This window comes from Rhodoferax antarcticus ANT.BR (genome assembly GCF_001938565.1).
In the GTDB taxonomy this organism is placed as follows: domain Bacteria; phylum Pseudomonadota; class Gammaproteobacteria; order Burkholderiales; family Burkholderiaceae_C; genus Rhodoferax; species Rhodoferax antarcticus.
The window spans coordinates 471,864-484,739 of the sequence record NZ_MSYM01000013.1; the positions used below are offsets into that span (position 1 = coordinate 471,864).

The following is a 12,876-nucleotide window of genomic DNA, read 5'->3' on the forward strand; positions in this document are numbered from 1 at the left end:
GTTGTAAATGAAGGTTGTTGACGAACTTAACTGACGCGAAGAATCATTTTTCCACGGGACTTGCCACTTTCACCCAGGCGATGCGCTTGTGCCGCATCGGCCAACGCAAACTCTTGTCCCACCAGCACGCGCAACTGACCCTTCTCCATCAACGCCGCCAGTTGAGCCAGCACGCCGCCACGCGGCGTTGAGAACACAAACGCCGCGCGCGCACCGGCCGCAGTGGCCCGGTCTGGTGAAGGTGGCTGGGTGGTTGCCACCAACAATCCGCCAGCACGTAGCGTGGACCAGGATGCCTCTTGCGTGGGGCCGCCCAAGGTGTCGATGACGACATCCATGTTGCTGGCGATTTGTTCGAATTGTTGCGTGCGGTAGTCAATGACTTCATCGGCACCCAGGCTTTTCACCACGGCCACATCAGCAGTACCCGCCGTGGCAGTAACGTGCGCACCCTGCGCTTTGGCCAGTTGCACGGCCACGCTGCCCAACGCACCGGCGCCACCGTGGATCAGGACACGCATGCCGCGCGTTACCTGCGCTGTGTCGATCACTGCGGTCCAGGCTGCCAGGCCGGGCATGGGCAGGGCTACCGCTGTGGAGAACGACACGGTACGGGGTTTGCGCGCCACTTGTGCGGCATCGACCGCCACGTAATCGGCATAGGTGCCGCCCCGGGCGAACTCGGCATAGAAAAACACTTCGTCGCCCGGAGAAAATGCCGTCACCGCCCCACCGACGGCAGTCACCACGCCGGCCGCGTCCGATCCCAAGGTAAACGGAAACGTTTTGGGGATCATCTGTGCCATGGCACCGCTGCGCATTTTCCAGTCAATCGGATTGATGCCGGCCGCGACCACGCGCACCAGAACATCGTTAGCTCCGCAGGCGGGTACGAGCACTTCTTCCAACTGCATTTGACTGGCATCACCGTAGGCGTGGATTCGTATGGCTTTCATTTTGGGCTCTCTCTGATGGGTTGTTCGGGTGAGTTGTTCGGGTGAGTTGAGCAACTTGGTCGGATGAAGGAATGCATGTTAATCTTCTTCAAAAATTAATGAAATAACAATTAATGAATAATATTTTTCCATTAATGGAATAATTAACCCGATGGAAAACCTCTCTGCTTTGCACGACATGGCCTTGTTCGTTGAGGTGGCGCGCACCGGCAGCTTCAGTCGGGCCAGCGTCAAGCTGGGCGTGCCTGGCGCGACGCTGTCGCGGCGCATTGCCGCCATGGAGCGCCATTTCGGCGTGCGCCTGCTGGACCGCACCACGCGCAGTGTGGCGCTGAGCGAGACCGGGCAACGCTACTTTGAGCGCTGCGCCCACTTGGTGGACGAGGCACGGCTGGCGCAAGAGGCGCTGGCCGAGACTGTCAGTCGCCCGGTGGGCCATGTGCGCGTGTCGATGCCGGTGGACCTGGGTCTGACCTACATCGGGCCTTTGCTGCCTGACTTTGCCCGGCAGTACCCCGGCATCAGCCTGGACCTGGACCTGTCACCCCGTTTCAGCGATCTGGTCACCGAGCCTGTGGACTTGGCCATCCGTTTGGGTGAGGTGGTAGGCGATCAACTGGTGGTGCGTCGCCTGGGGTCAATCGAGCAGCTTCTTTTCGCGGCCCCTGGCTATTTGGCACTGCATGGCCACCCCCAACAACCCGCCGATCTGGTGGAGCATGCCTGCATCACCTCTGGCAGCGCGCAGCAAGCCAGCAACTGGCGCCTGCAGCGCCATGACCAGGCCATGCAGGCGATGCACGCCATGCAGGTGCAGGTACGCGGCCACTTTGGCATTAACAATCCCGGATTGATCCGCCTCTTGGCTGAGCGGGGTTTGGGTATTGCTGCCTTGTCACACAATCTGGCGCGTGAAGCCGTTGGCGCCGAACGCCTGGTTCGCGTGTTGCCGGATTGGTCGTTCAAGCCGATGGCCGTGCACGCCGTGCTGGCCACGCGCATGCAGACGGCCAGTGTGCGGGTGTTGGTGGAGTTTTTGGCGGCGCGGCTGTCGCTGGAGTGAGCCAGACGCAAGGCAAGGCGAAGCAACAACAGATCCTATTGATAGGGAAACGAAATAACAGAACGGCTGCAAAAGCAGCAACACGGACCCTGAAATACTGGGAATCAAACACTGTTTACGGGTAGCGAAAATTGACACTTATCAGTCGCCTTTGGGCCCACTGGAGCGGGTGCGCAAAGCTGGTTTACAGGCATGGCCCGCTTTTTGAACCTGTCGGGAGCACTGGCACGTATCACACGCGTGCATTTTTCGAACACCGCAGCATTTGGCCAGATGTGCCGATGATGATTCCCTTGCCGGGAGCCAACACCCTCGCCAATGCGACCCGCAAAGCGGTGCTGGCAGCACTCATCTACCCGGTCAAAGTCGAGAATCAACAGTTGGCGGACTCAGTGCGCGTTGATCTGGGCGGCGAATTGCGTCCGCTGCGAACCATGCAGCATTTGGTGGTGCCAGACATGCTCAGCCAGGTGACCGACTGATGGCGGACCTGACAAGAATCGCCAGCTGACCCGCTTCACCGCCCGCGCAAAAACAAGGCGTCGAGCTCTTTCATGCTGATCTGCCGCCAGGTCGGGCGGCCGTGGTTGCATTGGTCTGAGCGCTCGGTGGCTTCCATCTGGCGCAACAAACCGTTCATTTCTTCCAGCGTCAGGCGGCGGTTGGCGCGCACCGCGCCGTGGCAGGCCATGGTGGCCAGCAGCTCGTTGTGGGTGCGCTGGATGACGCCGCTGGCCTCATGCTGGCTGAGCTCGGCCAGCACGCTGCGCGCCAGTTCCACCGCATCGCCTAGGGCCAGGGTGGTTGGCACCGAGCGCACCGCCAGCGTTTTGGCAGAAAACACGGTGATCTCCAGGCCCAGTGCCTCCAGCGTGGCGGCATGTTGCTCAGTGGTGGCTACTTCGGTAGGCGTTGCGGCAAAGGTGGCGGCAATCAGCAGCGGCTGTCTGGGCAGCCGCTGCGGCGGCTGGTCGGCACCGGCATTGGCAGCGGTTTGGCTGGCCCACTGGGTTTTGAGTCGCTCGTAGACGATGCGCTCGTGGGCGGCGTGCATGTCTACTAGGACCAGTCCCTGAGCGTTTTCAGCCAGGATGTAGACGCCGTGCAGCTGTGCCAGCGCGCGCCCCAGCGGCCAGACGGTGGCGTTGGTGGCGTCGTTAGCGTCATTGGCGTCGTTCTGCAGTACCGCTGGTGGGCTGGCCGGGGCGTCGTTGCGCGCGGCAGCAGGCCCCCAGAGCGCGCCCAGGTCGCTGACCCGGTGCCCGCTGCGTTCATCAAAAAGCATAGCTCGTTGCGCTTGCCCCATAAGGGCTGGAGGCTGATTTGTCTTATAAAACGCTGCTGCGCCCAAGTGCGTGGCCGACGCTGGCGTGTCTGCCAGGTTAGGGTGCGAACCATGGGCAGACCCGAAGGCTGAGGCGGGTATTGCCCAGCCGCCAGGCGCGCCAAGGGATGTTGCGCCCGCGTAGGCGTCCGGCTGGCCCGCGCGCGGCAGGGCCAGCGCCTGGTCCACCGCGCGGCGCACTGCCTGGTGCACGTCGCGGCTGTCGCGAAAGCGCACCTCGATCTTGGTGGGGTGCACATTCACATCGACCCGCGTGGGGTCCATGTCGATGTACAGCGCGTAGACCGGCTGGCGCTGGCCGTGCAGCACGTCTTCATACGCGCTGCGGGCCGCGTGGCTTACCACCTTGTCGCGCACAAAGCGGCCGTTGACATAGCAAAACTGCTGGTCAGCGCGGCTGCGGGCGGCGTCAGGCGTGCCAGCGCGACCCCAGACTTTGATCACCGGTGCGTAGTCGGGCCGCCCGGGTGTGGCGGCGCTGGAAAAATCCACCCACACCGAGCGCTCAACAAAGTCGCTGCCCAGCACGTCGGCCAGGCGTTGCTCCAGCGCGGGCAGGCTGCCAGCCTCGCCGCAGCGGCGCCATTGCTCCACCAGACGGCCTTCATGCCATATCGCAAAGCCGACATCCGGGCGAGCCAACGCGTGGCGTCGCACGGCTTCGACGCAGTGGGCCAGCTCGGTGGCGTCGGTTTTCAGGAACTTGCGGCGTGCAGGCGTTGAAAAAAACAGCTCTTTCACCTCGACCGTGGTGCCCTCGGCGCGGGCCACGGGTTTGAGTTCACCCGTCTGGCCTTCTAAAAGATAAGCATGATTTTGGCCGCTAGCCCTTGACAGTATTGCGCAGTCAGCTATTGAATTGATGGCAGCCAGCGCTTCACCGCGAAAGCCCATGGTGCCCACCGATTCCAGCTCGGCCAGGCTGGCGATCTTGCTGGTGGCGTGGCGCTTCAGGGCCATGGGAAATTCGTCACGCGCAATGCCGCCGCCGTCGTCTTCCACGCTGATCAGGCGCACACCGCCGGCCAGCAGGCGCACGGTGATTTGGCTGGCGCCGGCATCCAGCGCGTTGTCCACCAGCTCACGCACCACCGAGGCCGGGCGCTCCACCACCTCGCCAGCAGCAATCTGGCTGATGAGTTCGTCAGGCAGTTCGCGGATCGGGCGGCGCGGCGCTTGATTTGGGGGCGTTTGGGCGGTATTCACCCGGGCATTTTAGGGTCGGGCGATAACCACGAGGGGGTCTAATCAGACCCTACAGGTCTGCCAGCAGGAAGCCGGCCCGGCATGAGGTGCTGACACCCATCAGCCTTGGCTGAAAACGCCAAGATGTAGCCGGGTGGGCAAGCCAATGGTCAGTCCCACGGGCTGCATGGTGGCGGTGATGTGCACTTTCATGCCTGTGTGGTCGATGGGGCGTTTGAGGCGCTGCCCGGCGGTTTGGCTTTTCACGCGGCCACTGAAGCTGATCGACCGCATTGCCCAATAGGTGCCGCCACAGCAAGCACAGCACGACTTTGGAGGCCGCACTTCGGTGCCTAACTTGGCCTTATGCGGTTGCGCTCTCTAGCCGTTTAACGTGTGATGTTTAACGTGTAACGTTTCGCGTTATATAATCAATCCCATGATCCGCACATTCAGAGACGAAGCTGCCGCCGCGCTGTTTGTTGGCAATGAGGTTCGCGTCCTGGCGGGCGAGATTCAGCGTGTGGCGTTGCGCAAGCTCAAGATGATTGACGCTGCCAAAAGTTTGATGGACTTGCGAGTGCCACGGGGTAACCAGCTTGAGGCACTCAAACGTGAGCGAAAGGGTCAGCACAGCATTCGTATCAACGACCAGTGGCGCGTGTGTTTTCGATTTGCTGACGGACACGTCACTGACGTTGAAATTGTTGATCACCACTGAAGGAGCCACACCATGATCCTAGACCGCACAGACCTCGATACGCTTGATTTCAGCGATGTCGCCACAGGCAAGCGTTTGACTCCGGTGCACCCTGGCGAGGTGTTGCGTGAGGAATTTTTGACTCCTAACGGTCTGACCGCCAATGCGCTGGCGATTCGCCTGGGTGTACCGGCACCGCGTATTCATGACATCGTGCGCTGCCGCCGCGCCGTGACAGTTGATACCGCCTTGCGCTTAGCTCAGTTCTTTGGCACCAGTGCCGAGTTTTGGACCAGTCTGCAAACTGACTTTGATATGACTTTGGCGCGTGATGCCATGCGCGAAGTGTTGGGGCGCATTGGCCGATTTGAGGAAGTGCCGTCTCAAGGCTTTTAGCCCGCTGACTGCGGCGCCATTGCTCCACCAGTTTGCCCTCAAGCCATGTCGCAAAGCCAACACCCGGGCAGGCCAGCGCATGGCCGAAAGCCCATGGTGCCTGCCGATTCCAGGTCTGAGAGGCTGGCGATTTTGCTGGTGGCGTGGCGTTTCAGGGCGATGGGCAGCTCGTCGCTGGGGTGGCGCAGCCATCGTCTGCGCCACTGATCAGGCGCTCACCGCCGGCCAGCAGGCGCACGGTGATTTGGCTGGCACCGGCATCCAGCGCGTTGTCCACCAGCTCACGCACCACCGAGGCCGGGCGCTCCACCATCTCGCCAGCGGCAATCTGGCTGATGAGTTCGTCGGGGAGTTCGCGGATCGGGCGGTGGGGGGCAATTGGGCGGTGTTGACCTGCAGATTTTAGGTGTTCAGTACCCCAAGGTATTGGCAGGGATAATGCCCCAACATGGACATTCTCTTGACCCTTATTGACTTCATCCTGCACGTCGACAAGCATCTGGAGGTGTTTGTGCAGACCTACGGCGCGTGGGTGTATGCGCTGCTGTTTTTGATCATTTTTGTGGAAACCGGCTTGGTGGTCATGCCATTTTTACCGGGTGACTCACTGCTGTTTGTGGTGGGCGCCATGTGCGGCGTGGGGCTGCTGAGCTATCCGCTGGCCGTGGGCTTGCTGCTGACGGCGGCTATTTTGGGCGACCAAACGAACTACACCATTGGTCGCTACTTTGGTCCCAAGGTGTTTGGCTGGGAAAATTCGCGTTGGTTCAACAAGCGGGCGTTTGATCAGGCACACGCGTTTTACGAAAAATATGGCGGCATCACCATTGTGGCGGCGCGTTTCATGCCCTTTTTGCGCACCTTTGCGCCGTTTGTGGCCGGTGTGGCGCAGATGACGCGCGGTCGGTTCACGTTTTTTAACGCCGTGGGTGCCGTTCTTTGGGTGGTTGGCATCATCACCGTGGGCTATTTTTTCGGAAACATTCCGTGGGTTCAGTTGCACTTGGACAAGATCATCTGGGCGATGATTTTGGTGCCGGGTCTGTTTGTGCTGGTAGGCGCCTGGCGCGCACGTACTAGGCCTGTAACGTAAACCGCTTGCCACCATGCCCCTGGCTGCACGCGGCTCCAAAACAGACGGTCATGTGCAATGGTTGGCCGCAGAGGGCGGCTGGGTGCTGCATCTGCGCCAAGACTGGCGTGGCTATGCCCCAACGCAAGCGCAGGCGGCGCCAGCCACGCTGACCGAAGGTGCGCTCCGCGTTGATGCCACAGAGTTGTCCGACTGGGATGCCAACCTGGCACCGGCGCTGTGGTCGCTGCTGGGCCCGCTGGCGCAGCGCGGCCTGACGCCCGACATCCAGGGGCTGCCCGCCGCCGTACGTGCACCGCTGCACCTGGCGCTGCAGGCGCAAAGCCAGCTACTGGAACCAAAACGGCCTGAGGCTGAGGTGACCGTGCTGGGGGTGATCCGCGAAAGTCTGCGCTGGGAAGATTTGCGCCTGACGCTGGCTTTTGTCGGTGAACTGCTGCTGTCTGTGGGGCGGTTGCGCCAGAAACCCCGGGTGTTTCGCTGGGCCGACTTGCTGCACCAGATGGACGAGATGGGCCCGCGCAGCGTGCCCATCGTGGCACTCACCACCTTTCTGGTCGGGCTGATGCTGGCCTACATGAGCGGCGCGCAGCTTGACCGCATTGGCGCCCCGAATCTGATTGCCGATGTGGTCACCGTAGGCATGGTGCGGGAGCTGGCCGCATTGATGACCGGGGTGATTCTGGCCGGACGCATTGGCGGCGCGATTGCCGCTGAACTGGGCAGCATGACGGTGAATGAAGAGATAGATGCCTTGCGCTCTCTGGGCATTGACCCGATGGTGCATCTGGCGCTGCCGCGGCTGTTTGCCATGCTGCTGACAGCGCCACTGCTGATTGCTTTTGCGATGGTGATTGGCGTGCTGGCGGGTATCCCTGCCGTGACGCTGGTGTATGGCGTGACGCTGTCGGATTATTTGAACCAATCGTTGCTGGCGTTGAACTGGACGCATCTATGGATTGGGCTCTTCAAAGGCACCACGTACACCCTGCTGGTGGTCATTGCTGGCTGCCGCGAAGGCTTTTACGCCCAGCGCAATGCCCAGGCCATTGGCCTGGCCACCACCCGCGCGGTGGTTAAGGCGCTGGTGTGGATGGTGGTTGCTGCGTGTGCCAGCACCGTGGTGTTTCAAAGCCTGGGGCTGTGATGACCGGCCTGCTGCACATCCAAGACGTGAGCATGGGCTGGGGCGAGCGGGTGATCTCGCGCGACCTGAACTTTGAGGTGCAACGTGGCGAAATTTTGGTCATCATGGGTACCAGCGGCTGTGGCAAGAGCACGCTGATGCGCCTGCTGGTGGGGCTGGAGCGGCCCATCAAAGGCCATGTTTTTTTTGAAGATTCCGATTTGCACCAAGGCGAGCCGCAGGCGCTCGATGTGTTGCGCCGGCATTTTGGGGTGATGTTTCAGGGCGGCGCGCTGTGGAGCTCAATGACCGTGGGTGAGAATTTGCTGCTGCCACTGCGCCTGTTTTCGCAGCTGTCCACAGCGGCGATGCGGCAGGTGGCCGAATTCAAGCTGGCGCTGGTGGGGCTGCAGGGCAGCTATGACGCCATGCCGGCCACGCTCAGTGGTGGCATGATCAAGCGTGTGGCGATTGCGCGCTCGCTGGTGCTCAACCCCGATGTGCTGTGCTTGGACGAGCCCGCCTCGGGCCTGGACCCGGTGAACGCCGCCAGGTTAGATGAGCTGATTCTGGCGCTGCGCGAGCACCTGGGCACCACGGTGATACTGGTGACGCATTCTGTGGAAGGCATTTTTGCCGTGGCTGACCGGGCCCTCTATTTGGATGATCAACTCAAGACCATGACCGCTATCGACACCCCCCAAGCCCTGCTGGCCCACGGCCCCGAGCGTGTGCGCGAGTTCTTGCAGCGCACGCCGCACAAATCATGACTACCAGCGCGCGCGCCTTGCGGGTCGGATTGTTTCTGGTGCTGGGCATTGCGCTGCTGGTCACGGCGATTGCTTTTGTGCTGGGCGGGCAGCTGTTTACCGCCCGTGAACCGGTGCTGATGCGCTTTTCTGGCTCGGTCTACGGCCTCAAGGTGGGCTCACCGGTGGTGTTTCGCGGCGTCAACATTGGCACCGTCACCAGCCTGGGCCTAGCGCACGGCAGCCAGCCAGACAGCTTTGAAATCCCGGTCAACGCCATGCTCGACCGGGACGCGGTACTGCAACTCGGGCCCGCGAAAACCAGTGCCACCCAAGCCATCAGCGCGCTGATCAGCCAGGGCCTGAGTGCCCAACTGGCCAACCAGAGCCTACTCACTGGCCAGCTGTATGTCGACCTGGACTTGCGCCCCAACCAGGTCAAGCCAATCGCTGCGGCAGTCAATGGTTTGGGTGGTGTGCCGGACATTCCCACGCTGCCCAGCACCACGCAGGCGCTGCAGGCGCAGCTTGAAGGCGTGGACATCAAAGCGGCCTTGCAGGACGTGGCCACCATTGCCAAGGTCACCCGCCAGTTCCTGCAGGACCCGCAGCTCAAGGCCACGCTGGACAACGCCGCCAAGCTCAGCTTTGAGCTGCGTGCGCTGGCCCAGAGCTTGCAGCGCGAGCTCAAGCCACTGTCTGCCACGGCTCAGGCCACGCTGACCCAAGCTGGGGCTGCGGCCGGCGCGCTGGCGCAGGCCGCCACCCGCATCGCCCAGGTGGCGCAGCAGTTAGAGGGCACCTTGGCCCCCGATGCACCGCTGATGCAGAGCGTGCAGGCCACGGCCAAAGAGTTAGGGCAAACCGCCGCTAGCCTGCGTCAAACCACAGACGAAGACAGCGCGCTGGTCAACAACCTCAACCGCGCCGCCCGTGACGTGGCCCGCGCCGCGCGCCAGATGGGTGACCTGGCCGAGCTGCTGGAGCGCCAGCCCGATGCCCTGCTGCGTGGCCGCGCGCAGGTGCCCTGATTCCGCGCACTTTGAGGCCGCATCGCCATACTCCACATCTGCAGAGCCAACCACCTTGCCCCATCCGCCATGAAGCCTTCACTCTTTGCCCACCCAATCTCTGCTCCCGCGCCGCATGTACCCAGCAGCAGGCGCCTGAGCGCGTTGCCAGTCTTGGCAGCCCTTGCCCTGGCCACCGTTCTGACTGGCTGTGCCAGCCGTTTGCCCAACCCAACTTTGTATGTGCTGCACAGCGCGCCGCCGGTAGAAGCGCAACGGCAGGCGCAGACTCTGGCCGTGAATTCGCCGGAGGTCAGCGCCGCTCCCTGGCAACTGGTTTTGCCGGTGCGCCTGCCTGCTTACCTGGATCGCAATGCGCTACTGTTGCCTGAGGGTGCCAACGGCGTGCAACCGTCACTCACCCATCGATGGGCTGAGTTGCTGTCGAGCAGCGTGCCGCGCGTGTTGGCGCAAGACTTGATCACGTTGCGCGGTGAAGGCAGCGTCTGGAGCGCGCCGCTGCCCGCTGGTTTGGTGCTCAAGGGCCAGTTGCGTGTGGAAATCATCACGCTTGATGTGGCGGCCAACGGCCAGGCAGTAACGCTTTCAGCGCGCTGGAGCACGGTGGGCGCACCTGCGGCACCACGCGCCCACAACCTGAGCCTGACCGTGCCCAGCCGCTCGCCGGACGCTGACAGCCTGGTTAGCGCGCATCGGCTGGCGCTGTGGCTGCTGGCGCAGGCAATTGCCAAGACGCTGGATTAACTTTCATGGACTCTGAGCACCCTCTGGACAAACCCGTGATTTCATTCGTTACGGGTTTTGTACTGGCATTGTGTAGACAAGTGGCGTGATCCGCGACTAACCAGCCACGCACACCACCGCCTATGAAAAGCAACAAACTCATCCTGATCGCACTGATTCTGGCCGCCGTGGTCGGCTTTGTGGCGCTGGATGGCGGGCGGTTTTTGAGTCTGGACTACCTGCAGCAGAGCCACGCCCGCTTTGCCGAGTTGTACGCGGCCCGGCCGCTGTCGGTGGTGGCGGGCTACTTTGTGATCTATGTGCTGGCCACGGCGTTGTCGTTTCCGGGGGCCACCATCCTCACGCTGGCAGGCGGTGCGGTGTTCGGGCTGGGCTGGGGTCTTTTGATCGTGTCGTTTGCGTCGAGCATCGGTGCCACGCTGGCCTTTTTGGCAGCGCGTTTTGTGCTGCGTGACAGCGTCGAGACGCGATTCGGCAAGCGCCTGGCCGACCTCAACGCAGGTGTGGCCAGAGACGGCGCGTTTTACTTGTTCACCCTGCGCCTGGTGCCGCTGGTGCCGTTTTTTGTCATCAACCTGGCGATGGGGTTGACCAAGATGCGCGTTGGTGTGTTCTATATCGTCAGCCAGCTCGGCATGCTGGCGGGCACCGCGGTGTATGTGAATGCGGGCACGCAGCTCTCCAAAATCACCTCGCTGCAAGGCATTTTGAGCCCGGCGCTGCTGGGCTCTTTTGTGCTGCTGGGCGTGTTTCCGCTGCTGGCGCGCAAGGTGATTGAGGCCATCAAAAAGCGCAAGGTGTATGCGCGCTGGCAAGCGGTGCGGCCGAAAACGTTTGACCGCAATCTGGTGGTGATTGGCGCGGGTGCGGGCGGGCTGGTATCGGCTTACATCGCGGCGGCGGTCAAGGCCAAAGTGACGCTGGTGGAAGCGCACAAAATGGGCGGCGATTGCCTGAATTACGGCTGTGTGCCGAGCAAGGCGCTGATCAAAAGCGCCCGTGTGGCGCACCAAATGAAGCATGCTCATCGCTACGGTTTAGAGAGCTACTCGCGCTTATCCGATAAGGGCCAGAGGCCAATTTCGTTTAAAAGTGTGATGGCGCGGGTACAGGCCGTGATTGCCGCCATTGCGCCGCATGACAGCGTTGAGCGCTACACCAGTCTGGGCGTGGAGGTGTTGCAGGGCCACGCCAAAATCATCAACCCCTGGACGGTTGAAATTGCCTTGAGCGATGGCGCACGGCAATTGCTGACCACCCGCAACATCGTCATTGCCGCGGGTGCGCGGCCGTTTGTACCGCCGCTGCCGGGGCTCTCGGAGGTGGCTTATGTCACCAGCGACACGCTGTGGGAGCGTTTTGCCGAGTTGGATGAGGCGCCCAAGCGCTTGCTGGTGCTGGGCGGTGGGCCGATTGGTTGCGAGCTGGCGCAAAGCTTTGCCCGCCTGGGTTCGAAGGTCACGCTGGTCGAAATGGCCCCGCGCCTGCTGATGCGTGAAGACCTTGAGGTCTCCGGCGTGGTGATGGATGCTTTGCGCGCTGACGGCGTGCGGGTGCTGACTGGCCACAAGGCGCAGCGGGTTGAGAGGCTTCCCGCTGGCGCCAGCGCCGACCTTGCTGGCAACGCCGTCACCCAGCCTGCGAAAGCAACCCGCTCATTACCCGCTGGCGGTGTGCTGGTGGTGGAGCATCAAGGGGTTGAGCTGCGCATTGAATTCGACCAACTGCTGTGCGCGGTTGGCCGGGCGGCGCGCCTCACGGGTTATGGGTTGGAAGACATTGGCATTGCGGTCGGCAAAACGGTTGAGACCAACGATTATTTACAAACCCTCTACCCGAATATCTACGCGGTGGGCGACGTGGCCGGGCCGTTTCAGCTGACCCACGTCGCCGCCCATCAGGCCTGGTATGCCGCGGTGAACGCTCTGTTTGGCGACTTGAAGTCGTTTAAGGCCGATTACTCTGTCATCCCCTGGGCCACCTTCACCGACCCCGAAGTGGCCCGCGTCGGCTTGAGCGAACAAGAGGCGCTGGCGCAAGGCGTGGCCTTTGAGGTCACCCGTTATGGCATCGACGACCTGGACCGCGCCATTGCCGACAGTGAGGCCCGCGGCTGGGTCAAGGTACTCACCGTGCCCGGCAAAGACCGTATTTTGGGCGTGACCATCGTCGGCACCCACGCGGGCGATTTGCTGGCCGAGTTCGTGTTGGCCATGAGACACGGCCTGGGTCTGAACAAGATTCTGGGCACCATCCACACCTACCCAACGCTCTGCGAGGCCAACAAATACGCCGCTGGGCAGTGGAAGCGCGCCCACCAGCCGGAGCGCCTGCTGGCCTGGGTGCGCAAGTACCACGACTGGAAACGAGGTTAATGCCATGGCACAACCCGGCTTGCATCCCGCCAGCGCCAAGGCCGCCGTCGCCGGCAGTCGCCAGCCGCTGCCCGCTTCGCGCCAAATCGGTGGGCATGACTTTTCTGGACGAT

The 12,876-nt window shown here is 62.2% G+C and carries 13 protein-coding genes and 1 pseudogene; 10 read left to right on the forward strand and 4 right to left on the reverse strand.

Features of this window, described 5'->3' with window-relative positions; genetic code table 11:
- Positions 1–26: 26 nt before the first annotated feature.
- Complete coding sequence (locus BLL52_RS10985; protein WP_075586695.1) at positions 27–956, reverse strand: NADP-dependent oxidoreductase; 930 nt, start codon at positions 954–956, stop codon at positions 27–29.
- A 151-nt stretch (positions 957–1,107) separates the two neighbouring features.
- Between BLL52_RS10985 and BLL52_RS10990 the strand changes: the two genes are divergently transcribed.
- Both BLL52_RS10990 and BLL52_RS10995 read left to right on the forward strand, forming a co-directional pair.
- A complete protein-coding gene (locus BLL52_RS10990; protein WP_075586696.1) occupies positions 1,108–2,019 on the forward strand; it encodes a LysR family transcriptional regulator in 912 nt (303 codons plus the stop codon).
- 281 nt (positions 2,020–2,300) lie between these two features.
- Positions 2,301–2,501 (forward strand): hypothetical protein, encoded by a 201-nt coding sequence (locus BLL52_RS10995; protein ID WP_075586697.1) that lies wholly within the window; start codon positions 2,301–2,303, stop codon positions 2,499–2,501.
- A 35-nt stretch (positions 2,502–2,536) separates the two neighbouring features.
- On the opposite strand, the gene mutL is transcribed toward BLL52_RS10995, so the two are convergent.
- Both mutL and BLL52_RS20770 read right to left on the reverse strand, forming a co-directional pair.
- Positions 2,537–4,570 (reverse strand): DNA mismatch repair endonuclease MutL, encoded by a 2,034-nt coding sequence (gene mutL / locus BLL52_RS11000; protein WP_075586698.1) that lies wholly within the window; start codon positions 4,568–4,570, stop codon positions 2,537–2,539.
- Positions 4,571–4,669: 99 nt separating this feature from the next.
- A complete protein-coding gene (locus BLL52_RS20770; RefSeq protein WP_156876208.1) occupies positions 4,670–4,816 on the reverse strand; it encodes a hypothetical protein in 147 nt (48 codons plus the stop codon).
- Between the two features lie 172 nt (positions 4,817–4,988).
- Between BLL52_RS20770 and BLL52_RS11005 the strand changes: the two genes are divergently transcribed.
- A complete protein-coding gene (locus BLL52_RS11005) occupies positions 4,989–5,270 on the forward strand; it encodes a type II toxin-antitoxin system RelE/ParE family toxin (RefSeq protein ID WP_075586699.1) in 282 nt (93 codons plus the stop codon).
- A 12-nt stretch (positions 5,271–5,282) separates the two neighbouring features.
- Positions 5,283–5,645, forward strand: coding sequence for a HigA family addiction module antitoxin (locus tag BLL52_RS11010; protein WP_075586700.1), 363 nt, complete (start codon positions 5,283–5,285; stop codon positions 5,643–5,645).
- 83 nt (positions 5,646–5,728) lie between these two features.
- Here BLL52_RS11010 and BLL52_RS19985 read toward each other — a convergent pair.
- Positions 5,729–5,958: pseudogene (locus BLL52_RS19985) on the reverse strand (ATP-binding protein); the annotation flags it as partial.
- A gap of 135 nt (positions 5,959–6,093) precedes the next feature.
- Between BLL52_RS19985 and BLL52_RS11015 the strand changes: the two are divergent.
- From BLL52_RS11015 to BLL52_RS11040, 6 genes are all read left to right on the forward strand, one after another.
- A complete protein-coding gene (locus BLL52_RS11015; protein ID WP_075586701.1) occupies positions 6,094–6,738 on the forward strand; it encodes a VTT domain-containing protein in 645 nt (214 codons plus the stop codon).
- Between the two features lie 13 nt (positions 6,739–6,751).
- Positions 6,752–7,885 carry an MlaE family ABC transporter permease gene (locus BLL52_RS11020; protein ID WP_075586702.1) on the forward strand — a complete coding sequence of 378 codons (1,134 nt, stop codon included), beginning with the start codon at positions 6,752–6,754 and terminating at the stop codon, positions 7,883–7,885.
- Positions 7,885–8,634 carry an ABC transporter ATP-binding protein gene (locus BLL52_RS11025; protein ID WP_075586703.1) on the forward strand — a complete coding sequence of 250 codons (750 nt, stop codon included), beginning with the start codon at positions 7,885–7,887 and terminating at the stop codon, positions 8,632–8,634. The genes BLL52_RS11020 and BLL52_RS11025 overlap by 1 nt, the downstream gene beginning before the upstream one ends.
- Complete coding sequence (locus tag BLL52_RS11030; RefSeq protein WP_075586704.1) at positions 8,631–9,644, forward strand: MlaD family protein; 1,014 nt, start codon at positions 8,631–8,633, stop codon at positions 9,642–9,644. The genes BLL52_RS11025 and BLL52_RS11030 overlap by 4 nt, the downstream gene beginning before the upstream one ends.
- Before the next feature lie 69 nt (positions 9,645–9,713).
- Entirely contained in the window at positions 9,714–10,388 is a 675-nt protein-coding gene (locus tag BLL52_RS11035) for a PqiC family protein (protein WP_076072046.1), read from the forward strand.
- A 122-nt stretch (positions 10,389–10,510) separates the two neighbouring features.
- Entirely contained in the window at positions 10,511–12,763 is a 2,253-nt protein-coding gene (locus BLL52_RS11040) for an FAD-dependent oxidoreductase (RefSeq protein WP_075586706.1), read from the forward strand.
- The last annotated feature ends 113 nt before the right edge of the window (positions 12,764–12,876 follow it).

Coding starts and splice junctions, on each gene's coding strand:
- BLL52_RS11020 (WP_075586702.1), top strand. CDS start 6,752: ATGCCCCTGGCTGCACGCGGCTCCAAAACAGACGGTCATGTGCAATGG.
- BLL52_RS11025 (WP_075586703.1), top strand. CDS start 7,885: ATGACCGGCCTGCTGCACATCCAAGACGTGAGCATGGGCTGGGGCGAG.
- BLL52_RS11035 (WP_076072046.1), top strand. CDS start 9,714: ATGAAGCCTTCACTCTTTGCCCACCCAATCTCTGCTCCCGCGCCGCAT.
- BLL52_RS11040 (WP_075586706.1), top strand. CDS start 10,511: ATGAAAAGCAACAAACTCATCCTGATCGCACTGATTCTGGCCGCCGTG.
- BLL52_RS11030 (WP_075586704.1), top strand. CDS start 8,631: ATGACTACCAGCGCGCGCGCCTTGCGGGTCGGATTGTTTCTGGTGCTG.
- BLL52_RS10985 (WP_075586695.1), bottom strand. CDS start 956: ATGAAAGCCATACGAATCCACGCCTACGGTGATGCCAGTCAAATGCAG.
- BLL52_RS10990 (WP_075586696.1), top strand. CDS start 1,108: ATGGAAAACCTCTCTGCTTTGCACGACATGGCCTTGTTCGTTGAGGTG.
- BLL52_RS11015 (WP_075586701.1), top strand. CDS start 6,094: ATGGACATTCTCTTGACCCTTATTGACTTCATCCTGCACGTCGACAAG.
- BLL52_RS10995 (WP_075586697.1), top strand. CDS start 2,301: ATGATGATTCCCTTGCCGGGAGCCAACACCCTCGCCAATGCGACCCGC.
- BLL52_RS11010 (WP_075586700.1), top strand. CDS start 5,283: ATGATCCTAGACCGCACAGACCTCGATACGCTTGATTTCAGCGATGTC.
- BLL52_RS11005 (WP_075586699.1), top strand. CDS start 4,989: ATGATCCGCACATTCAGAGACGAAGCTGCCGCCGCGCTGTTTGTTGGC.